This is a genomic window from Nocardia sp. NPDC046473, assembly GCF_040645995.1.
In the GTDB taxonomy this organism is placed as follows: Bacteria; Actinomycetota; Actinomycetes; order Mycobacteriales; family Mycobacteriaceae; genus Nocardia.
The window spans coordinates 400,695-426,207 of the sequence record NZ_JBEYZJ010000008.1 but is presented as its reverse complement, the minus strand read 5'-3'; the positions used below and the strand labels follow the sequence as shown (position 1 = coordinate 426,207).

At 65.7% G+C, this 25,513-nt stretch carries 2 protein-coding genes (1 of these 2 running past the window's edge); both read right to left on the bottom strand.

What is annotated here, in order from left to right:
* Positions 1-10,277 carry the 5' end (the start) of a non-ribosomal peptide synthase/polyketide synthase gene (locus ABZ942_RS29530; RefSeq protein ID WP_357387949.1) on the bottom strand. It extends 10,390 nt beyond the left edge of the window, so 10,277 of the gene's 20,667 nt are visible here — the first part of the coding sequence; its start codon is at positions 10,275-10,277; the stop codon falls past the left edge of the window.
* The gene (locus ABZ942_RS29525; RefSeq protein ID WP_357387594.1) at positions 10,277-25,513 is read right to left on the bottom strand and encodes an amino acid adenylation domain-containing protein; all 15,237 of its coding nucleotides are present in this window, start codon (positions 25,511-25,513) and stop codon (positions 10,277-10,279) included. The genes ABZ942_RS29530 and ABZ942_RS29525 overlap by 1 nt, the downstream gene beginning before the upstream one ends.

Here is a 25,513-nt window from a genome sequence, read left to right as displayed (position 1 = left end):
GGATCGAACGGGTCAGCCACAAACCGCGCCGCCGTCAGACCTGCCTGACCGCGATAGCCACGTGCCAATTGGGAGCCAGCGGCGTACAACTCACCGGCCACGCCGACCGGAACCGGCATCAGCCACGGATCCAAAACAAATACCCGAGTGTTGGTCACCGGGATACCGATCGGAACTACTGCGCTGACATCCTCAGGCACGCGATAAGCCGTCACATCGACCGTCGCCTCGGTCGGGCCGTACAGGTTGTCTATCCGCTCGATCCCGCACTTGCCCTTCAGCGCGCCGACCAGTTCCGCGGTGAGCGTGTCCGCCCCGGTATTCACCTGCCGCAAACTCCGCAGCGGATTGTCCGGCAACGACTCCACGTAATCGACCAACGCCGACAGCAACGGTGGCGTCGCGAAAACCTTCGTCACCGCTCGGGTTTCCACCAGTCGTGTGATCTCCACCGGATCCGACCGCTGCTCACCGGCGACCACCAGAGTCGCGCCGCCACACAGTGCAGGCCATATCTCATAGGTCGAGGCATCGAACGCGATCGACGAATGCACCAACACCCGATCCTCCGGACCGGACGACCACGCCTGGGCAACCAGGTTCACCACGTTACGGTGCGTGATACCAACACCTTTCGGTACACCCGTAGATCCCGAGGTATAGATCAGATATGCCAGGTCCCCCGGCCGCACCGCAGCCGGACCAGTCCATTCCTGCGCGTCGGCGGTGTCGAGCGCATCGAGGTAGAGGCGCGGTATTGCGCTGTCAGGCAACACTTCTGCGGTGGCGAAATCGGTGACGACGACAACCGGCGCGGCATCGGCGAGCACGAACGCCAGCCGATCCGAGGAATAGGCCGGATCGATCGGCAGATACCCACCACCAGCCTGCAGCACCGCCACCATCGCCACGATCAGCTCTGCCGACCGCGGCAACGCGACCGCGACAATGGTGTCGGGACACACGCCGCGCACGATCAGCTCATGCGCCAAATACCGAGCGCGAGAGTCGAGTTCGCGGTACGAGACTTCGACATCGGCGCAGACGACTGCCACCGCATCCGGGCTCGCGGCCACTCGCGCCTGAAACAGCCCGACAACCGTTGTATCCGGAATGTCGGCCGAGGTGTCGTTCCACCGATGCAGCACCAACTCACGTTCGTCGACGCCGAGAATATCGATCGATCCCACCGCGATATTCGGGTCCGACTCCACCTGCCGCAGTATCCGCACGAACCGCGCCGCCAGCGCCTCGACGGTGGCCCGATCGAATACATCGGTGCGGTATTCGAGCCGAAGTTGCAGCGTGGGCGCGGCACCCGCGACGACCGTCAGCGGGTAGTGCGTTGGCGCGTTGGGCCGCAGATCGGTAATGGCGATGCCGCTGGTGGTCGCGGCCGCGCCGATCCCGGCCTGGTCGACGGGATAGGACTCGAACCCGATCAGCGTGTCGAACAGGACGGGCAACCCGGTCGCCTGATGGATATCGCTCAGGCCGACGTGATGATGGTCGAGCAGCGCGACCTGCCGGGCCTGTAAGCCCCGCAGCACGTCGCCGAGGGTGTCGCGGGGACCGAACCGCACGCGAACCGGCACGGTATTGATGAACAACCCGACCATCGAATCCACACCCGCGATGGCAGGCGGGCGCCCCGACACGGTGGCGCCGGCGACCACGTCGTGGCGGCCGGTCGATTTGGCGAGCAGGATTCCCCACGCGGCCTGCACGACGGTGTTCACGGTGATCGCCAGTGCACCGGCCCGCCGCTGCAACACCGAAGCCGTTGCCGCAGTGAGCGGTACCTCGACCTGCTCGACCTCGGCACCCGCTGCGCTGCCGGTCGTACTGGCGAGCAGCGTGGGCTCGTACACGCCGTCGAGTTCGTCCACCCAGGCCCGCACACCGGCCTGGGAGTCCCGCTCGGACAACCACTTCAGGAAGTGCTTGTATTCGGGCGCCTGCGGCAGCGCCGAAACATCACCACCGGACCCGTAGAGCCGCAAGAGGTCCCGCAGCAGCAGTGGCAGCGACCAGCCGTCCAGTACCAGATGGTGCGCGGTGAGCATCAGCTCCGAGCGTTGCTCGCTCATCAGCACCAGCGTCAACCGCAACAGCGGCGGCACCGCCATCTCGAAATGCGTGTGCCGATCCGCGATCAGCAACCGCTCCAAAGCCGCAGCGCGCTCGGACTCGATCAGCTCGCGCAGATCAACTACCCGCCAAGGCAATTCGACACCGTCGACGACGACCTGCACCGGATCACCAACGGCGCCCGCGACAAAGCCCACCCGCAGGTTCGGATACCGATCCAGCAGCCCCTGCCCGGCCTTGCGCATCCGCTCGGGATCCACCTGCCCGGACAACCTGAACACCACCTGCAGGTGGTAGGCGTCGAGCCCCGAATCCGCCAGCACATGGTGGAACAACAGACCCGACTGCATCGAAGTCAACGGCCACACATCCACCAAACTCGGATAGCGAGCCTCCAGCACCTCGATCTCGCGCTGCCCCAACCGCACCAACAGGTCCGACGGCGTCAAACCACCCGCACCGGTCGTGCCGGCATGCTCCGCCAACCCCAGCACCGCGCTCTGCCACAGGTCCGCCAGGTTCGCGGTCTCGGTCTTCGACAGCACCCCTCTGGGCGTCGCGAACACCGCTTGCAGGACCGGGCCTTCGCCGGTGTCGACGACCATCGTGTTGACATCCAGCACCGCCATCGCCGACATCGCCGGGTCCGGGGCCGCAATGGATCCCGCCCCACCCTCGGCCGGGGTCCAGCCTGCGCCCTGCAGCCGTTGCGGCAACAGATCCGCGGCGGTCAACCGCCCGAGGTAGTTGAATCCGATCTGGCCGCTCGGCAACGGTTGCAGCACAGCGGCGGTCGCGGGGTTGAGGTAGCACAGCAACCCGTACCCGATGCCCTTGTCCGGCACCGCACGCAGTTGCTCTTTGATCGACTTGAGCAAAGCGCCCGCAGCCGGACCTCCGGCACAGAGCTCGTCCCACTCGGTTGCCTTCGCCACCAACCGCACTGGGAACATGCTGGTGAACCAGCCGATTGTCGACGACAGATCGGCACCGGGCACGGTGTCCTCTTCGCGGCCATGGCCTTCCAAGCGGATCAGCACCGAGCCCGCGCCCACACCGTGGTTGTCGTGCCAGCGAGTGATCGCGACCGCCAGGGCCGCCAGCAACCCATCCTCGACCCCACCGCGGAACGCCATCGGCAGCGCGGTCAGCAATACTTCGCTCGCCGCCACCGGAATCTGCACACTGACGTAGTCCACGGTCGCCATGACATCGACGTCCGGATCCAGCGGCCGGGCGCCCAGGATCGGCTCAGGCCCGTCGAGAACCGAACGCCACCAAGACAATTGCTCTACCAGTCGCGGCGCGGCGGCCTGTTCGGCCAACCCGTGCGCCCACCGCCGCATCGACGTCCCCGCCGCCGGCAACACCGGAGACAGCCCCGCCGACACGTCCTGCCACGCAGACGCCAAGTCCGGCAACAGAATCCGCCACGACACACCATCGACCACCAGATGATGAGCCACGATCGACAGCCAGCCCGGCCGAGCGGGTCCGGCATCGAACCACACGAACTGAACCATCACGCCTGCCGCCGGAGCCAACCGACATACTGCCGCACGCACTTCCTCGGCGATCACCTCTGAATGCTGTTCGGCGGCGGCTATTTCAACGCGATGCAGCAGCCGATCTACATCGATCACGCCCACTGGCGCAACCTCGAGCCCCGCACCGCGCTCGTCATCGACCAATCGCGACCGCAAGACATCGTGCCGATCGATCACCGCGGCCAACGTCGCCAGCAGTCCTGCTCGATCGATTCCGCTAGGCAGATCCAGCAGCAGCGACTGCGTGAACCTGTCGAACCCCGCGCCCGAATCTCGCACGAACCGAGCCACCGGCAGTAGCGGCAGCCAACCCACACCGGCACCGGCCAACTCCGCCAGGACCAGGGCGGGCGCGCGCCCGACCGCCACCGTGGCCAAGGCCGCCGCCGTCTGGTGCTCGAACACCTCACGGGGACTGATCTCGACCCCGAGCTCCCGGGCCCGCGACACCACCTGAATCGAGCGGATGCTGTCACCGCCGAGCTCGAAGAAGCTGTCGTCCACACCAACCCGGTCGAGCCCCAACAGCTCAGCGAACACCGTGGTCAGGATCTTCTCCTGGTCGGTGCGCGGTGCCCGATACCGCGCCGAAGAGGTGAGCTCCGGCTCCGGCAACGCGGCCCGATCCAACTTTCCGTTGGCGGTCAACGGCACCGAGTCGAGGATGAGCACGGCCGCAGGCACCATGAAATCGGGCAGCCGCTCGGATGCGAACGCGCGCACAGCCGCACCGTCGAGTTCGGCCCCGTCTGTAACCACGTACCCGATCAGCTGCTTGCCGCTGTCGGTACCACGGGCTACGACAACGGCTTGGGATACCGACGGATGTTGCGCCAGAACACTTTCCACTTCACCGGGCTCGACCCGGAAGCCGCGGATCTTCACCTGATCGTCGACCCGGCCCGCGAACTCCAACTGCCCGTCGGCATTCCAGCGCACCACGTCCCCAGTGCGATACAACCGGCCACCACCGGTCGGGTCGAACGGATCAGCCACGAACCGTGCCGCGGTCAGGCCGGCCCGGCCACGATAGCCCCGCGCCAACTGCGCTCCGGCCACGTACAACTCACCGGCGACCCCCACCGGAACCGGCATCAACCACGAATCCAGCACGAACACTCGCGTATTGGCGACCGGAACCCCGATCGGCACCACCGCGGCCAATTTGTCCTCGGGCGTGACGAATTCCGTCACATCGACCGTCGCTTCGGTCGGACCGTAGAGGTTGTCGATACGCACGCCGCCGCAACTGGCACGCAAGACCTCGACGAGCCCCGAGGTGACCGTGTCGGCCCCGGTGTTCACCTGCCGCAGACTCCGCACGGGATTGCCGGGCAACAACTCCACATAGTCGACCAGTGCCGCCAACAACGGTGGCGTCGCGAACATCTTCGTCACCGAGCGGTCCTGCACGAGCCGGGTGATTTCCGCCAGATCCGACCGCTGCGCACTCGCCAGTACCACTGTGGCACCACCGCAGAGGGCGGGCCAGATCTCATAGGTCGAGGCATCGAACGCGATCGACGAATGCGCCAGGACGCGATCCTCGGAGCCGGTCGACCATGCCTGCGCAACGAGGTTGGTCACGTTGCGATGCGTGATACCAACACCTTTCGGTATGCCCGTCGATCCGGAGGTATAGATCACGTACGCCAGATTCTCTGGTCGCGCCCGGACAGCGCGCTCCGCACCGGACCAGTCGTCGTTCGTATCGAGGCACAGGTGTGGCGCTTCGGTCCGCGGCAACGCTTGTGACGTCACGGAATCGGTTACGACGACGACCGGTGCGGCATCGGCGAGGATGAACCCCAACCGATCCGAGGAGTACCCGGGATCGATGGGCAGATACCCGCCACCGGCCTGCAAAACCGCCAGCAACGCCACGATCAGTTCCGCGGACCGAGGCAACGCCACCGCGACAACGGTGTCGGGACCCACCCCACGCGAAATCAGCACTCGCGCAAGCCGATCAGCGCGAGTATCGAGCTCCCGGTAGGTCAGCTCCGTTTCCCCGCAGACCACAGCCGCCGCGTCCGGAGTCGAGGCGACCTGTGCTTCGAACAACTCGACCAGGGTGCTTTCCGAGACCTCCACCGCGGTGTCGTTCCACCTGCTCAGCACCAACTCACGTTCATCGCCACCGAGCACATCGACAGACCCCACCGGCACACTCGGATCCGACACCACCTGCCGCAGAATCCGCGACAACCGCGCCACCATCGCCTCGACCGTGGACCGATCGAACAACTCGGTCGCATACTCGACGAACCCGCCCCACTCCTGTCCGGCGGGCGAGTCGGCGATATTGAAGAACAGGTCGAACCGTGAAGTCGCCATGGACACGCGGTAGGGCTCGAATCGCACCCCGGGCAGCGCCAAGGTCGGCACAGCGTTGTTCTGAAATGCCAACGACACCTGGAACAACGGATGATGTGCCGCCGACCGCGCGGGATTGAGCAACTCGACCAGCAACTCGAACGGGACGTCCTGATTCTCATAGGCCGCCAACGCCTTTGCCCGAACCTGACCCACGACCTCGCGGAACGACGCATCCGGAGCGAGCGCCGTGCGCAGCACCCAGGTGTTGACGAAGAAGCCCACCAGATCGGACAGCGCGTCATCGGTGCGGCCGGCGATCGGCGACCCGATCGGAATATCCTCCCCCGCACCAAGTTTGAACAACAACACCGCCAACGCCGACTGCAACACCATCGACACCGTCGCACCCGCACCACCGGCCAACCGTTCCACATCAGCCCGCAGTTCCGCATCGATGGCGAACGGCACGACATCACCGCGATAGCTGGCCACCCGTGGCCGCGGCCGATCCATCGGCAACCGCAGCTGCTCGGGCAAGTCGTCGAGTTCGGCACGCCAGTAGTCGAACTGCTGAGACAGCACACTGTCCGGATCAGTCGACGAGCCCAGCCACTCTTGCTGCCACAACGTGTAATCCACGTATTGCACCGGCAACGGCGCCCACTCCGGCGCCCGATCCTCGAGGCGAGTGGCGTAAGCCACCGAAAGGTCGCGCAACAGCGGCGCCGCCGACCAGCCGTCACCGGCAATGTGGTGAATCAACAGGACCACCACGCACTCGTCGAGCGCACATCGAAACACGTTGGCGCGTATCGGAACTTCCGATGAAAGGTCGATTCCGTAGCGCACCGCTTCGGTCACCGCCGCGTCGACATCCGCGCGATCCACAGCAGCGATGTGCACGGGCACGTCGACACTGCCCGCATCGAGCACCCGCTGGGCAGGGACACCGTCCGCTTCCACAAAGATCGTGCGCAGACTCTCGTGCCTGCCGACAACATCACCGATCGCGGCGGCCAACACCGACACGTCGACCCCGTGCAGCCGCACCACCATCGGCATGTTGTAGGTGGCAGACGGCCCTTCCAGGCGATGAATGAACCACAACCGCCGCTGCGCGAACGACAACGGAACCACGTCCGGACGGGGCCCCGCCAGCAACGCAGGACGCAGCTGTGCATGGTCACCGAGCCGGGTCACCAACTGCGCCACGGTGGGCGCATCGAAGACTGTCCGGATCGGCACCTCGACGCCGAACACCACCCGAATCCGGCTGGCCAGCCTGGTAGCCAACAGCGAATGCCCGCCCAGCGCGAAGAAGCTGTCGTCGATACCGACCCGCTCCAGTCCGAGGATCTCGGCGAACAGTGCGGCCAGCATCTGTTCCTGCAGGGTATTCGGCGCTCGATACGCCGCCGACGACCTCAGTTCAGGGACCGGCAAGGCCGCCCGATCGAGCTTCCCGCTCGCGGTCAGCGGCACCGAGTCGATCACCAGCACCACCGACGGCACCATGAAGTCCGGCAACCGCTCGGCCACGAAACGGCGGACATCCGCGCCGTCCAGTTCCGGCGCACCTGTACGTCCGTTGCCTGCGATCGAACTGGTCCGATCGGCGACCACATATCCGACCAGCTGTTTGCCACCGTCGACCGCGCGCGCCACCACTACCGCTTGGGAAACCGAAGGATGTTGCGCCAGAGCCATTTCGACTTCACCCGGCTCGACGCGGAAGCCGCGAATCTTCACCTGATCATCTACGCGGCCCGCGAACTCCAACACGCCCGCCGAGGTCCACCGCACCACATCGCCGGTGCGATACAGCCGTCCACCAGCCGGATCGAACGGGTCGGCGACAAACCGCGCCGAAGTCAGCCCGGCCTGTCCGTAGTAGCCGCGCGCCAACTGCGCACTGGCGACATAGAGCTCGCCGGGAACCCCGACCGGAACGGGCACCAACCACGAATCCAGCACGAACACCCGAGTGTTGGCTACCGGCATGCCGATCGGCACCACCGCGCCCACCACATCATCGGGCACGCGATACGCGGTCACATCGACCGTCGCCTCGGTCGGACCGTAAAGGTTGTCGACCCGATAGACCCCACACTTGGCCTTCAGCGCGTCAACCAGCCCCGAAGTAAGCGTGTCAGCACCGGTATTCACCTGCCGCACACTCTGAAACGGGTTGTCGGTCAACGACTCCACATGATCTACCAGCGCCGACAGCAACGGTGGCGTCGCGAAGATCTTCGTCACCGACCAGGTCTCGACCAGTCGGGTGATCTCCACCAGATCCGACCGCTGCTCGCCCGCGACAACCAACGTCGCGCCACCACACAGCGCAGGCCAGATCTCATAGGTCGAGGCATCGAACGCGACCGAGGAGTGCACCAGCACCCGATCGTCGGCACCGGCCGACCAGGCCTGAGCAACGAGGTTCACCACGTTACGGTGCGTGATACCCACACCTTTGGGGACACCTGTAGAGCCGGAGGTGTAGATCACGTACGCCAGATTCTGCGGTCTTACCGCGCTGGTCAGATCCGGACGCACTTCACCGACATCGGCCGTGTCGAGACAGAGGTGCGGTGTCGCATTCTGCGGCAACGCATTTGCGGTCAGCGAATCAGTCACCGCAACGACCGGCGCGGCATCGGCGAGCACGAACGCCACCCGATCCGAGGGATACCCCGGATCGATCGGCAAGTACGCGCCACCCGCCTTCAGCACACCCAGCAACGCTACGATCAGCTTCACCGACCGCGGCAACGCTACCGCGACAACACGATCCGGGCCGACGCCGCGCGAGATCAGCACGCTGGCCAACGCGTCGGACCGCGCATCGAGTTCCCGATAGGTCACCTCGGTGCCGGCGCAGACAACCGCGACCGCGTCCGGCGTCCGGGCAACCTGCACCCGGAACAGGTCGACCACAGTGACGTCCGCATCAACCGGCGCAGTGGTGTCGTTCCACCTGTGCAACAACAACGCTCGTTCGTCGGTATCGAGGACATCGATCGATCCCACCGGAACATCGGCTTCCGACACCGCCAGCTGCAGTATCCGGACCAACCGCGCCACCATCGCGTCGATGGTGGACCGATCGAACAGGTCGGTGGCGTACTCGACGTACACATCCCACCCGGCCGGGGCATCGCCGACGTTGAACGTCAGATCGAACTGCGATGTCACCGCCGCCAACGCATACGGCTCGAACTCCACGCCCGCCAACTCCAGGGTGGGCGCGGTGTTGTTCTGCACACTCAGCAGCACCTGGAACAGCGGATGATGCGACGCCGACCGGGCCGGGTTGAGCAACTCCACCAGCAACTCGAACGGAACATCCTGATTCTCGTAGGCCGCCAACGCTTTCGCCCGGACCTGACCCACGAGCTCGGCGAACGACAACCCCGGCGCGACCGCCGCCCGCAACACCCAGGTGTTGACGAAGAACCCGACCAGCTCGGTCAGCGCGTCATCGGTCCGGCCGGCAATCGGCGAGCCGATCGGAATGTCTTCACCGGCACCGAGTTTGAACAGCAGCACGGCCAACGCCGACTGCAACACCATCGCGACCGTCGCCCCCTCGCGGGCGGCCAATCCCTCGACAGCCGTGCGGATCTCGGGATCGACATGGAAGACCACCATGTCACCGCGATAGCTGGCCACCCGGGGCCGCGGCCGATCGGTCGGCAACCGGAGCTGCTCCGGCAGCCCGTCGAGCTCGCCTCGCCAGTACTCGAACTGCTGCGACAACACGCTGTCCGGATCGGACTGCGAGCCCAGCAACTCCTGCTGCCACAGTGTGTAATCCACGTACTGCACCGGCAACGGCTCCCACGCGGGCATCCGCCCGGACCGACGAGCCGCGTACGCCACCGACATATCCCGCAGCAACGGCGCCATCGACCAGCCGTCACCGGCAATGTGGTGAATCAGCAACATCACCACACACTCATCGATCGCGTATCGAAATACGTTGGCGCGTATCGGAATTTCCGTCGACAGATCGAACGCGTAGCGCGACGCCGCGGTCGCCGCCGCAGCCAATTCGGCCGGATCCACGTCGATGATCGTCACCGGCACCTCGACGCGGTCGGCGTCGATCACCCGCTGACCGGGCACCCCGTCGACTTCCTCGAACACCGTGCGCAGGCTCTCGTGCCGCTCGACCACATCGCCGACCGCGGCAGCGAACGCCGCCGCATCGAACGCGCCCGTCAACCGAACCGTCACGGGCATGTTGTAGGTGGCCGAGGGTCCCTCCAGCCGGTGGATGAACCACAACCGCCGCTGCGCAAACGACAATGGGATCATCACAGACCCACCTCTCGATTCATCCGGCGAAGAGCCGGGCGGCGCGACGGCGCCAGCTGAGACCAGCGGCCGGCGAGCTGGGCGACCGTGGCCGCCTCGAACATCACCTTGATCGGGACTTCGACACCCATCACCGCCCGAATCCGGCTGGCCAGGCGGGTCGCCAACAGCGAGTGACCACCCAGCGCGAAGAAACTGTCGTCCACACCGACCCGGCCGACGCCGAGTATCTCGGTGAACAACTCGGTCAAGATCTTTTCTCGTTCGGTGCGCGGGGCGCGATATTCCCGCGCGGACACCAACTCCGGATCCGGCAGCGCCGCGCGGTCGAGCTTGCCGTTCGCCGTCAGCGGCACCGCGGCAATCACCAGCACCACCGTCGGGACCATGAAATCGGGCAGCCGCTCGGCCACGAATCCGCGGACGCTAGCGGGCAGCAGGGTGTCCTGCGGATTGTTCGCATACGCGGCCGGGTCGGCTGTCGCGGCCGACGACACATACACGTCGGTCAGCAGTCGCCCCTCCGCCGTCGCAGTGTCGAGGAACACCGCGTCCATGTACCCCGGTTTCGTAGACCAGGTGACCGCAGCGGTGTACCCGAGCTGCTGGCCGAGCAGGTGCAGATCTTCGGGCAGCAAGCCCGCGCCCGCTCGATCCGTGGTGGCGGTGAGGACTCCTTCGAAATCCGCTGCACGCGGATCGTTTTGCCCGCCGGTCGAGACCGAGTGACCGGTCCGGATCAGATGCGTCGCCTCGATCTGCCCGGTCAGCCCGGCGTGCGGGATTCCGGTGACGCGAATGCCGTCCGGGTGTTCGGCGTGCAGCAGCGTGCGCAACCAATCGTCGTCGCGGAACTCGACTTTCGGCGTATCCGCCAACGACACTGGTTTCGGTGGGCTCGTGTGCAGCACCACGTCGTAGCGATACCTGGTCAACTCATTGACCGAGAATCCACGCTTGAGCTGGATATCGACGGCATCGAACCCGATCTCCTGGTCGCACAGCGCCAGGAAGTACTCCGGCGCCAGGAGCAATTCTTTCTCGGCGGCCATATCTCGACGGACTCGATCGTCAACCACCGCAGGGTCATCCCCACCGTGGCGACTCAGATGTACTGCGGTGGTGAACTCCGGCAGCAGCGCGAAATTCCGCACATCGCCGACGAAGACAGCACCACCGGGAGCCAGCAGCCGCTGCACCTGCTCGAGCACTTGACGCAGATACCGTTCGCCAGGGAAGTACTGCGCTACCGAGTTCAACACCACCGTGTCGAAGTAGCCGTCCGGCAATCCGGTGGTGTCATCCGCCGCCTGAGCGTTGAGCACAACCCGATCGACCCAGCCGGCGTTCAGCTCGCCCAGCTGCCGCCGAAGAGTCGCGATGGTCGCTGCCGAGAGATCCGTCGCCCAGTACTCCGCGCAGTCCGGCGCCAACTGCGACAGCAGCAGACCGGATCCGACACCGATCTCGAGTATCCGCCGCGGGCCCAACTCCCGGATGCGATCCACCGTGGCCGAGCGCCACTCCCGCATCTGCTCCACCGGAATCGGCGCGGCCGTGTAACTGCTGTTCCAGCCGCCGAAGTCCGAACCGAACCCGGCCACACGTCGATTCCCGTTCCCATTTCCGTTGCCGGTTCCGGCGTACAGGTCGTCGTACACCCGACGCCACTGCCCCACCAATTCGTCCTCGGCAACGACCGGCCCCGACCGGTCGGCCACTACGTAGCCGATCAGCTGCTTGCCGCCGGTGTCGGCGTCTCGTGCCACAACTATGGCGTGGGACACCGAAGGATGTTGCGCGAGAACAGTTTCGACCTCTCCTGGCTCAACCCGGAAGCCTCGGATCTTCACCTGATCATCGATGCGCCCCGCGAACTCCAACACTCCGGCCGACGTCCACCGCACCACATCACCGGTGCGGTACAGCCGACCGCCAGCCGGATCGAACGGGTCAGCCACAAACCGGGCCGCGGTCAAGCTCGGCCGACCGCGATAGCCCCGCGCCAGCTGCGAACCGGCGACATACAACTCACCGGCGATCCCGACCGGAACCGGCATCAGCCACGGGTCCAAGACGAACACTCGGGTATTGGCTACCGGCAAACCAATGGGAACAGCACCGTCAAGGTCGTCCACCGCGTCGTAGTCGGTGACACACGCCGTGGTCTCAGTGGGCCCGTACCCGTTCATGACCTGCACATCGGCATACTTCGCGTTCAGCTTGCCGACGACATTCGCGGTCAGCTCCGCACCGCCGACGATGACCCGACGCAAGGTCTGTAAAGGCTTGCCGGGCAGGGATTCCACGTGATCGACCAACGCCGACAGCAGGGGTGGCGTCGCGAACATCTTCGTCACCCGCCGACTCGCGATCAGCCCGGTGATCTCCACCAGGTCCGACCGCTGCTCACCGGCCACCACCAGCGTGGCACCACCGGCCAGAGCGGGCCATATCTCATAGGTGGAGGCATCGAACGCAACCGACGAATGCACCAGTACCCGATCGTCCGGGCCGGTCGACCATGCCGATGTCACTAGGCTCGCGACGTTACGATGCGTGATACCAACACCTTTGGGCACACCGGTCGAGCCGGACGTGTAGATAACATAGGCCAGGTTCTGCGGCCCCACCGCGACAACCCGATCCGTACCGGACCGGTCCCACGCATCGGCGCTGTCGAGGTACAGATTCGGAGCTGTGCTGTCGGGCAACAGCTTTGCGGTGAACGAGTCGGTCACGACGACGACCGGAGCGGCGTCGGCGAGAATGAACGACAGCCGATCCGACGGATAGGCCGGATCGATCGGCAGATACCCACCACCGGCCCGCAATACCGCCAGCAAGGCTACGATCAGATCCGCGGACCTGGGCAGCGCGACCGCGACAATGGTGTCGGGGCCCACCCCACGCGAGATTAGCACCCGCGCCAATTGACCAGCGCGGGTGTCGAGTTCGCGATAGGAGATTTCGGTGTCGCCGCAGACGACCGCGACCGCGTCCGGTGTCCGCGCGACCTGCGCCCGAATCAACCCCACCATCGTGTTGTCGGCGACCGAAACGGCGGTGTCGTTCCACAGGTACAACACCTGCTCACGTTCGTCGGTATCGAGCACGTCGATCGCCCCGACCGGAGCGGCCGGGTCCGACACGATCTGCCGGAGGATCCGCACGAACCGAGCCACCATCGCCTCGACCGTCGACCGGTCGAACAGCTCGCTCGCGTACTCGACAAGCCCGTTCCACTGCTGACCGGCGGGCGCGTCGGCGACGTTGAAGAACAGGTCGAACCGTGCGGTCGCGGTCGTTGCGAGATACGGCTGAATCCGCACTCCCGACAGCTCGAGGTCAGGCAGTGTGTTGTTCTGAAATGCCAAGGACACCTGGAACAACGGATGACGCGCCGCCGAACGAGCCGGATTGAGCAACTCCACCAGCAACTCGAACGGGACATCCTGATTCTCGTAGGCCGCCAACGCTTTCGACCTGACACGAGCCAGGATCTCGCTGAATGCCGCCGCCGAGGCCACCTTCGCCCGCAGCACCCAGCTGTTGACGAAGAACCCGACCAGATCGGTCAAGGCTTCGTCGGTGCGGCCGGCGATCGGCGATCCGATCGGAATATCCTCCCCCGCACCGAGTTTGAACAACAACACCGCCAGCGCCGATTGCAGCACCATCGATACGGTCGCGCCCGCACTGGCGGCCAAACGCTCCACCGCGGTACGAATCTCGGGATCGATCCCGAACAGCACCATGTCGCCGCGATAGCTGGCCACCAGTGGGCGTGGCCGGTCCGTCGGCAGCTGCAATTGCTCCGGCAATTCGTCGAGCTCGGCTCGCCAGTAGTTGAACTGCCGCGACAGCAGGCTGTCCGGATCGTTCGCCGAGCCGAGCACCTCGTACTGCCACAGCGTGTAGTCCACGTACTGCACCGGCAACGGCTCCCACGCCGGCGCTCGATAGTCGAGGCGCGCGGCATACGCCTCCGACAGGTCCCGCAACAATGGCGTCATCGACCAGCCGTCACCGGCGATGTGATGGATCAGAATCACGGCGACGCACTCGTCGGCGTCGCAGCGAAAAACGTTGGCGCGGATGGGAATCTCGGAGGACAGATCGAATCCGTAGCGCACCGCGGCGGTCACCGCCGCATCCACCTCGACGGGAGCCACCTCGGTGAGGTGCACCGGCACCTCGACGCTGTCGAGCACCCGCTGCGACGGCACGCCATCGGCATCGGCATCGACGAAGACCGTCCGCAGGCTCTCGTGCCGCGCGACCACATCACCGATCGCGGCGCGCAACACCGACACGTCCACGCCGTGCAACCGCACCGCCAACGCCATGTTGTAGGTGGCCGACGGTCCTTCCAACCGGTGGATGAACCACAGCCGGCGCTGCGCGAACGACAACGGCACCACGTCCGGCCGCGGCCGAGCCAGCAAGGCGGGGCGCACGTGCACTTCCGCATCGAGCCGGGGAACCAACTCCGCGACCGTCGGCGCGTCGAAGACCGTCCGGATCGGCACCTCGACGCCCAACACCGCCCGGATCCGGCTGACCAGACGGGTGGCCAGCAACGAGTGACCACCCAGCGCGAAGAAGCTGTCGTCGATACCGACCCGGTCGAGTCCGAGGATCTCGGCGAACAGATCGGCCAGGACCCGCTCCCGCTCGGTGCGCGGGGCGCGGTACTCGAGTGCGGTGCCGAACTCCGGATCCGGCAGCGCCGCACGATCGAGCTTGCCGCTCGCGGTCAGCGGCACCGCGTCGATCACCAGCACCGTCGCGGGCACCATGAACTCGGGCAGCCGCTCGGTCCCCCACCGGCGCACCTCGGCGGCCAGCAGGCCGGCGTGCGGGTTGTTGGCGTAGGCACCGGGATCGTCCACGGGTGCCGTCGCGACATACACATCGGTCAGTGGTTGGCCCTGTGCGGTCCCAATATCGATGAAGACGGCGTCCATCCGGTCCGGCTCCGCCGACCAGGTGACCGCGGTCGTGTAGCCGAAATGCTGTCCCAGCAGGTACAGGTCCTCAGGCACCAAGCCCGCGCGGTCGGTGCTGGTCTCGAGAATTCCCTCGAAATCGACACCGAGTTCGTCGGTGGTGGTGCCGGGCAGACCTGCCCGGATTCGGTGCGTCGCTTCGACCTGCCCGACCAGTCCGGCATGCGGGATCCCGGTGACCCGAATGACGTCGGTATGTCGGGTGTGCAGCAGGGTGCGCAGCCAATCGTGGCCGCGGAAACCGACTTTCGGCGTATCGGCGACCGACAGTGGTTTCGTCGGAGCTTTGTGCAGGACCACGTCGTAGCGGTAGCGAGTCAGCTCGTTGACGGACAGGCCGCGTTTGAGCTGGATGTCGACGGCATCGAATCCCGTTGCGTCGCTCCGCAGTCCGACGAAGTACTCCGGCGCCAGCAAAAGCTCTTGCTCGGCGGCGATGTCTCGACGGACTCGGTCACCGACCGCTACCGGATCATCGCCACCGTTGCGACTGATCTGTACGGCGGTGGTGAACTCCTCCAGCAGCGCCAGATTGCGCACGTCGCCGACGAAGACCGCGCCACCGGGGGCCAGCAGTCGCACTACCTGTTCCAGGACTGTACGCAGGTAGTTCTGGCTCGGGAAGTACTGGATGACAGAGTTCAACACCACCGTGTCGAAATGACTCTCCGGCAGCCCGTCCGAGTCATCTCCTGCCTGTGCCCGCAACACGACACGCTCGGTCCATCCCGCGCCGAGTTCCGCCAGCTGTTGCTGCAACGAGGAGATGGTCGCGGCCGAGAAGTCCGTCGCCCAATACTCTTCGCAGTCCGGTGCCAACTGCGACATCAACAAGCCCGAGCCGACACCGATCTCGAGCACGCGCCGCGGTTTCAGTCCGCGAACCCGTGCAACCGTGGCCGACCGCCATTCCCGCATCTGCTCCAGCGGAATCGGCGCCCCGGTGTAGCTGCTGTCCCAGCCACCGAAATCCGAACCGAACTCGGCTACCTCACCTGAGACGCGTTGGGTGCCATCGTCTTTACTGATGTCGATGCCGGAGTACAGATCGTCGTACACCCGACGCCACTGCCCCACCAATTCGTCTTCGCCGACGACCGGCCCGGATTGGTCGGCGACCACGTATCCGACCAGTTGCTTGCCGATGTCGGTATCGCGTGCCACCACCACCGCTCGGGTCACCGAAGGGTGTTGTGCAAGCACCGCTTCAACTTCACCCGGCTCCACTCGGAAGCCCCGGATCTTCACCTGATCGTCGGCCCGGCCCGCGAACTCCAACTCGCCCAGGCTGTTCCAGCGCACCACGTCCCCGGTCCGGTACAACCGACCACCGGATGGATCGAAAGGATCGGCGACAAACCGGGCCGCGGTCAGCCCCGGTCGACCGTGATAACCACGCGCCAACTGGGTGCTGGCGACGTACAGCTCGCCGGCCACGCCGACCGGAACCGGCACCAACCACGAATCCAGCACGTACACCCGCGTATTGGCCACCGGTGTGCCGATCGGCACCACCGCGCCCACCGCGTCGACGGGGACTCGATAGGCGGTCACGTCGACGGTCGCCTCGGTCGGGCCGTACAGGTTCTCGACCCGGCCGACGCCGCACTTGGCCTTCAGTGCGCCGACCAGCTCGGTGGTGAGCGTGTCGGCACCCGTATTCACCTGCCGCAGATTCTGGAAGGGGTTGTCGGGCAACGATTCCGCGTGCTCGACCAGGGCCGACAGCAACGGTGGTGTCGCGAACATCTTCGTCACCGACCGGGTCTGCACCAGGCGAGTGATCTCCACCAGATCCGAGCGCTGCGCACCGGCAACTACCAATGTCGCGCCACCGCACAGTGCAGGCCAGATTTCGTAAGTGGAGGCATCGAATGCGACGGAGGAATGCACAAGCACACGATCCTCGGGGCCGGTCGTCCAGGCCTGAGCGACGAGGTTCACCACGTTACGGTGGGTGATACCAACGCCTTTCGGAACTCCGGTGGAACCGGACGTGTAGATCACATACGCCAAGTTCTGCGGCGCTGCGACAGCCCGGTCCAGACCTGACCAGTACTCCGCGTCGACTGTATCGATGCAGAGGCAAGGAGTTGTCGAGTGCGGCAGCGAGGGCGCGGTCGCGGAGTCGGTCACGACGACCACCGGCGCGGCGTCGGCGAGGACGAACCCCAACCGATCCGAGGGATAGGCCGGATCGATCGGCAGATACGCCCCGCCCGCCTTCAACACCGCCGTCAGCGCCACGATCAGTTCCGCCGACCTCGGCAACGCGACCGCGACAACACCATCCGGCCCCACCCCACGTGAGGCAAGCACACCCGCCAGCCGGTCGGCTCGGACATCGAGCTCCCGATAGGTCAGCTCGGTATCCGCACAGACCACCGCGACCGCGTCCGGCGTTCTGGCGACCTGGGTCTTCAACAGCCCGACCAGCGTGGTGTCGGGTATCGCGACGGTGGTGTCGTTCCAATGATTGAGTACCAGTTCGCGTTCGGCGGCGCCGAGCACATCGATCGACCCCACCGCGACTTCCGGAGTCGACACCAGCTGCTGCAGCAAGCGAACCAACCGCTGCACCATCGTCTCGACCGTCGACCGATCGAACAACTCGGTCGCGTACTCGACGAACCCGTCCCACCCGGCACCGGCGGGCGCATCGGCGATGTTGAAGAACAGGTCGAACCGCGCGGTCGCGGTGGACGCGGGGTAGGGCTCGATCCGCACACCCGAAAGGTCGAGGGCGGGCAGCGTGTTGTTCTGGAATGCCATCGTCACCTGGAACAACGGATGATGCGCCGCCGAGCGGGCCGGATTGAGCAACTCGACGAGCAGCTCGAACGGAACATCCTGATTCTCGTACCCGGCCAACGCTTTCGCCCGGACCTGGCTCAACAGCTCGGCGAACGACGCGGCTGGTTCGACGGCGGCGCGCAGCACCCAGGTGTTGACAAAGAACCCGACCAGATCGGTCAGGGCCTCATCGGTGCGCCCGGCGATCGGGGCGCCGATCGGAATATCCTCTCCGGCACCGAGTTTGAACAGCAGCACGGCCAGCGCCGACTGCAGCACCATCGACACCGTGGCACCCGCACGACCGGCCAATCGTTCCACCGCAGTGCGGATCTCGGGATCGATGCCGAATGGCACCATATCCCCGCGATAGCTGGCCACCCGCGGACGCGGCCGATCCATCGGCAGTCGCAACTGCTCGGGCAGTCCATCGAGTTCTGTCCGCCAATAGTTGAACTGCTGCGCCAGCAGGCTGCCGGGATCGGTGGCGGAGCCGAGCAGTTGCCGCTGCCACAACGTGTAGTCCACGTATTGCACCGGCAACGGTCCCCATCCGGGCGCCCGATCCTCGAGACGCGCCGCATACGCCACCGACAAGTCACGCAACAGCGGCGTCAACGACCAGCCGTCGCCGGCGATGTGATGGATCAACAGCACCAACACGCACTCATCGGCATCATGACGGAACACGTTGGCGCGCAATGGGATTTCCGACGACAGATCGAAGCCGTAGCGCACCGCCGCGGTCACCGAAGTATCCAGCTCGGTGATACCGACGTCAGTGGTCCCGACGTCGGTCACCGCGAACGGGATCTCGACGCGATCGGCGTCGATTACCCGCTGGGACGGCACGCCATCGGTAGCGGCGAAGACCGTACGCAGACTTTCGTGCCGGGCGACGACATCGCTGATCGCCGCACGCAACGCCGCGATATCCGCCCCGTGCAACCGCACCGCCAGCGCCATGTTGTAGGTGGCCGACGGCCCTTCGAGCCGGTGGATGAACCACAACCTCCGCTGCGCGAACGACAATGGCACAACGTCCGGACGCGGCCCGGCCACCAATGTCGGACGCACCTCGACACCCGCATCGAGCCTGGTCACCAACTGCGCCACCGTCGGCGCATCGAAAACGGTCCGGATCGGCACCTCGACGCCCAACACCACCCGAATCCGACTCGCCAGGCGAGTAGCCAGCAGCGAGTGACCACCCAACTCGAAGAAGCTGTCGTCCACACCGACCTGGTCACGCCCGAGCACTTCACCGAACAACTCGGCCAGCACCCGTTCGCGCTCGGTGCCCGGCGCGCGATACCGCACCGAGGACATCAGCTCCGGCTCCGGCAGCGCCGCGCGATCCAGTTTCCCGTTCGCGGTCAGCGGCACCGAGTCGATCACCAGCACCACCGACGGCACCATGAATTCCGGCAATCGATCCGCCACGAACGCACGCACTTGGGCACCGTCGAGCGCAGTCCTACTGGCATGGCCGTTGCTCGCGACCGGGATGGTTCGATCAGCGACCGCATAGCCGACGAGCTGCTTGCCGCCCTCGGCCTCGACCGCTACCACTACCGCCTGGGTTACCGAAGGATGCTGCGTCAGTGCGGCTTCGACCTCGCCGGGCTCCACCCGGAAGCCGCGGATCTTGACCTGATCATCGACTCGGCCCACGAACTCCAACTGCCCGGCGGCATTCCAGCGCACCACGTCACCGGTGCGATACAACCGGCCGCCGGTCGGATCGAACGGATCGGCCACGAACCGGGTGGCGGTCAACCCAGCCTGATCGTGATAGCCACGCGCCAACTGCGCACCGGCGACGTACAACTCACCGGCAACGCCGATCGGGACCGGCAGCAGCCACGAATCCAGCACGAACACCCGCACATTGGCCAAGGCGGACCCGATCGGCACCGAGGCACCGCTGTCGGATTCGCCGTCGGCCGTGAATACCGTAGTGAACACCGTGGTTTCGGTCGGGCCGTAACCGTTGAATACCCCGATGCCCGCGGTGCTCGTTCGCAGTCGGTGCACCAAGCCCGAGGTGAGTTCGGCGCCTCCGACGATCACCTGGGTCAAGCTCCGGAAGGGGTTGCCGGGCACCGCCTCGACCTGGTCGAGCAGCACCGACAGCAAGGCCGGTGTCGAGAACATCTTGGTAATCGACCGAGCCGCGACCAGCCGGGTGATCTCGACCGGGTCGGATCGCTGCTCACGGGCCAACACCACGGCGCCGCCGCTGATCAGCGCGGGCCAGATCTCGTAGGTGGAGGCGTCGAAGGCAACCGAGGAATGGACCAGGACCCGCTCACCGGGACCGGTCGACCACGACTGAGCGGCCAGGTTCGCGACGTTACGGTGCGTGACGGCAACACCTTTGGGAACGCCGGTCGAGCCGGACGTGTAGATCAGATACGCCAGATTGCCCGCCCGTACGGTGACGGTCCGAGTGCTACTGACCGAATCGAGCTCGTCGACATAGAGGTGTGGTGTCGTGTTGCGGGGCAAGGTGTTTGCCGTAACGCGATCGGTGAGGACGATGACCGGAGCAGCGTCGGCGAAGATGAACGCCAGCCGATCCGAGGGATACGCCGGATCGATCGGCAGATACCCGCCACCGGCTTTCAGCACCGCCAGCAATGCCACGATCAACTCCACCGACCGCGGCAACGCCACCGCGACAACACAATCCGGACCCACGCCACGCGAGATCAAGACCTGCGCGAGCCGATCAGCCTGAATATCGAGGTCCTGGTACGACACCTCGGTGTCCGCGTAGACGACCGCGAGCGCATCCGGGGTCGCGGCTACCTGTGCCTGGAACAACCCGACAACGGTGACGTCGCACTCGACCGGAACGTCGGTGTCATTCCACCGGCGCAGCACCAGGTCACGTTCGTCGCCGTCGAGCACGTCGATCGACCCGACCGGGGCCTTCGGTGCCAGCACCAACTGCTGCAGTATCCGCACCAGTCGCCGCGCCATCGCCTCGACCGTGGACCGATCGAACAATTCGGTAGCGTATTCGATGTATCCGTCCCAGCCCAGCGCGGCCGGGGCGTTCCCGTTGTCCCGCAGCGCCACAGCGTCACCGATGTTGAAGGTCAGATCGAATCGCGAAGTGGTGACGGGCGCGGTGTATGGCTCGATCGCGACGTTGGGCAGCTCCAGCGTGGGCACGGCATTGTTCTGCAACGTCAGCAGTACCTGGAACAGCGGATGGTGCGCCGCCGAACGGGCCGGGTTGAGCAACTCGACCAGCAGCTCGAACGGCGCATCCTGATTCTCGTAGGCGGCCAACGCTTTTGCCCGGACCTGACCCAGCAGCTCGGTGAACGACGCGGCCGGTTCGACGGCGGCGCGCAGCACCCAGGTGTTGACGAAAAAGCCCACCAGCTCGGACAGCGCGTCATCGGTGCGGCCGGCGATCGGCGACCCGATCGGAATATCCTCCCCCGCACCGAGTTTGAACAACAACACCGCCAACGCCGACTGCAACACCATCGACACCGTCGCACCCGCACGACCGGCCAACCGTTCCACGTCAGCCCGCAATTGCGGATCGATGCCGAACACCACCGCATCACCGCGATAGCTGGCCACCCGTGGCCGCGGCCGGTCCGTCGGCAACAGCAATTGCTCCGGCAGACCGTCGAGCTCGGTCCGCCAGTACTCGAACTGCCGCGACAGCACACTGTCCGGATCGGTCGACGCGCCGAGCAATTCTTGTTGCCACAGTGCGTAATCCACGTACTGAACCGGCATCGGCTCCCACCCAGGAGCACGCCCGTCCCTGCGCGCCACATATGCCGCGGACAGATCCTGCAACGTGACCGTCGCCGACCAGCCATCACCAGCAATGTGGTGAATCAGCAACACCAGCAACCATTCATCGGCGCCGCACCGAAACATGCTGGCCCGCAGCGGAATCTGCGTGGCCAGGTCGAACCGATGCGCTGCCGCGTCGGCCACCGCGGCATCGACGCCGGACGGGTCCACGTCGGTCACCGTGATCGGTACCTCGACACCGGCATCGAGTACCTGCTGAGTCGGGACACCATCGACCTCGACAAAGATCGTGCGCAGACTCTCGTGCCGGGCAACGACATCGCCGAGCGCGGCGGCGAAGACCACCGCATCGAACGCGCCCGTCAACCGCGCCGCCAACGGCATGTTGTAGGTGGCCGACGGCCCCTCCATCCGGTGGATGAACCACAACCGCCGCTGCGCGAACGACAGCGGCACCACGTCCGGCCGCGGGCGGACCCGCAGCGTCGGCCGCATCTGCACCCCGGTGTCGAGCCGGGTCGCCAGCTGCGCCACCGTCGGCGCATCGAAGACCGTCCGAATCGGCACCTCGACGCCCAACACCACCCTGATCCGACTGATCAGCCGGGTGGCGGACAACGAATGACCACCCAGTTCGAAGAAGCTGTCGTCCACACCGACCCGGCCGAGACCGAGCACCTCGGCGAACAGCACGGCGAGTGCGCGCTCACCGTCGGTACTCGGCGCCCGGTAGGCCATCGACGACGCGAACTCCGGCGCGGGCAACGCGGCGCGATCGAGCTTCCCGTTCGGCGTCAACGGCACCGAGTCGATCACCATCACGACGGTCGGTACCAGGAACTCCGGCAGCCGCTCGGCAGCGAACCTGCGCACCTCTGCCCCATCGAGCCCATGACCGTTGCCCGCGACCGCGCCGCTCCGATCGGCGACCACGTACCCGACCAGCTGCTTGCCACCCTCGGTGTCGCTGGCCACCACCACCGCCTGCGACACCGAAGGATGTTGCGCCAGCACCGTTTCGACCTCGCCGGGTTCCACCCGGAACCCACGGATCTTCACCTGATCGTCGGCCCGCCCGACGAATTCGAGCGACCCGCCCCAGGTCCACCGGACCACATCCCCGGTCCGATACAACCGGCCACCGGTCGGATCGAACGGATCGGCCACGAACCGGCCCGCGGTCAGCCCCGCCCGCCCGTGATAACCACGCGCCAACTGCGCACCGGCGACATACAACTCACCGGTAACCCCGACCGGAACCGGCGCCAACCACGAATCCAGCACGAACGCCCGCATATTCCCGAGCGGCGACCCGATCGGGCTGCCACCCCGGGTGACATGCGCCGCCGACAGATCCAGCTTGGTGACATGCACCGTGGTCTCGGTGATCCCATACATGTTCACCAGGGCAGGCAGGTCACCCTGCCCGGACGAATACCACGGCTGCAGGTGCGCAGGATGCAGCGCCTCCCCGCCGAATATCACCATCCGCAACGCGGATTCAGTAGTGCCGCACGCTGATCGAGCCTCCGCCAACGCATAGAACGCAGAAGGAGTCTGATTGAGGACCGTCACCCCCTTGCCGACCACCAGGTGCCACAACTCCGCGGGAGTGCGCACCACGTCCCACGGCACAACCACCACCCGGCCGCCGTGCAGCAGCGCGCCCCAGATCTCCCAGACCGAGAAGTCGAACGCTTGGGAATGGCACCAAGCCCAGACATCATCGGCACCGAACTCACACCAGGGAGCGGTGCTCAGGAAGAGCGAGGCCGCATTGCGGTGGGTGACGGTGACACCCTTCGGGGTCCCGGTGGAACCGGACGTGTAGATCAGGTACGCGAGATTGCCGGGCCGCGGCGTCGTCGGCCGGTCCATCACAGACCGTGCTACGTCGACTTGTTCGACAAAGATATGAGGACTCTTGGTGTGCGGCAGCGCCTTCGAAGTCTCGCCGTCGGTGAGAACGGCGATGGGCGCGGCATCGTCGAGGACGAACGCCAACCGCTCAGCCGGATAGGTCGGGTCGATCGGCAGGTACGCGCCACCGGCCTTCGACACCGCCAGGATCGCGACGATCAGCTCCACCGATCTCGGCAACGCCACCGCCACCACGCTGTCCGGGCGCACTCCACGCGAAATCAACGTTCGCGCAACGCTGTTCGCCCGCTCATCGACCTCCCGGTAAGAGAGCTCGACCTGACCGGACACCACCGCCACCGAGTCCGGCGCCTGCCGCACCCGGTCCTCGAACAACCCCACCAAGGTCGCATCCGGATCGACCGGCACCGCCGTGTCGTTCCACGCCTCGACCACCAACTCGCGATCGGCCCCGAGCACATCGACCGACCCGATCGGCACACCCGGATCGGAAATCGCTTGCCGCAGATAACGAGCGATCGATCCGAGATAACCCTGCACATCGTCGTCGGTATAGAGCTGGGCATCCCCCTCGATCCGCAGGTAACCACCGCGAGACGACTGCCGCTCGTAGTAGAACACGATCGTCAGATCCCCACTGTTGCCAGCCGAATAGACTTGGAGATCGGCCGTCCCGCCCGCCATCTCCAGCGCACCGAAGAACGACATGACATTGATCACCGGGCCGAACGGATTCCCCTGCGTGTTCGGCATTTTCAGGTCGCGCCGGATGTCCGACAACCCATATCTCAGGTGGTCTCGGGCGCCCGAGATGGTGCGGTGGATCCGTACGGCCAGGTCCCCCAGCGAGAGGTCCCGGCTCGACTCGACCAGCATGGGCACGGTGTCCGAGAGCTGGCACGGCGTCCTACCCGCGACGCCGACGCGATTGGAAACCGGTATCTGCAAACAGAATTCGTCGCGCAACGCATAACGCTGGATCGCCGCCGCCGCGACGGACATCAACAGGTAGGGCAGCTTGACGCCGACCGATTGCGCGACGCTCATGAGCTCGCCGAGCTCCGCGCCGGAAAAGCCGTAGGTGCCACCGATTCGGCCCGGCGCCACGTCGTCGTCGGCGCTGCCGGGCAGTCGCAGCGGGTCGAGGCCGGCCGGGATCTGGCGGCTCCAGTAGTCCCGATCCGCCGCCTGCTGGGTGCGGCGATATTCGACATCGCTGTCGACGATGTCGTCGAGGCGCGCGAAACCCGCTGCCGCGATGGGCTTTCCGGCCGCCAGCGCACCGTACACATCGAGCACCCGCTGGGCCCAGGTGGCCACGCCGACGCCGTCCATGATGATGTGGTCGAAGCACATCGACATGATGTAGTGATTCTCGCCGACCTCGAGCACCGCGACGCTCAGCAGCGCGTCGTGCTCGAGATCGAAACCGACCTCGCGTTCGCGGGCCATATAGTCGAGTGCGGCCTCGACCGGATCCCGCTTCTCGGTGAGATCCAGGTAGGACGGCGTCCAATCACTGATGTCCCGCGCGACCTGCATCGGCCCGTCCGCGCCGCGGACGAAATTCACCGTGAGCGCCTCGGATTCGGCGAACGCGTGCCGCAGTGCGGTGCAGAAATAGTCCAATGCCAGCTCGGCGCGAATATCGACGTAAATAATACAGTTATTAGGAATATCCGCCAGCTCGTGCGCTATCCACAGTTCTTTCTGAATAGAAGTCAGGCTGCGCAGCAGTGATTTGTTTCCCGATTGCAT

What these genes read in the sequence shown, in the direction of transcription:
- ABZ942_RS29525 (WP_357387594.1), bottom strand. Translation starts at nt 25,513, where the DNA reads ATGCAATCGGGAAACAAATCACTGCTGCGCAGCCTGACTTCTATTCAG.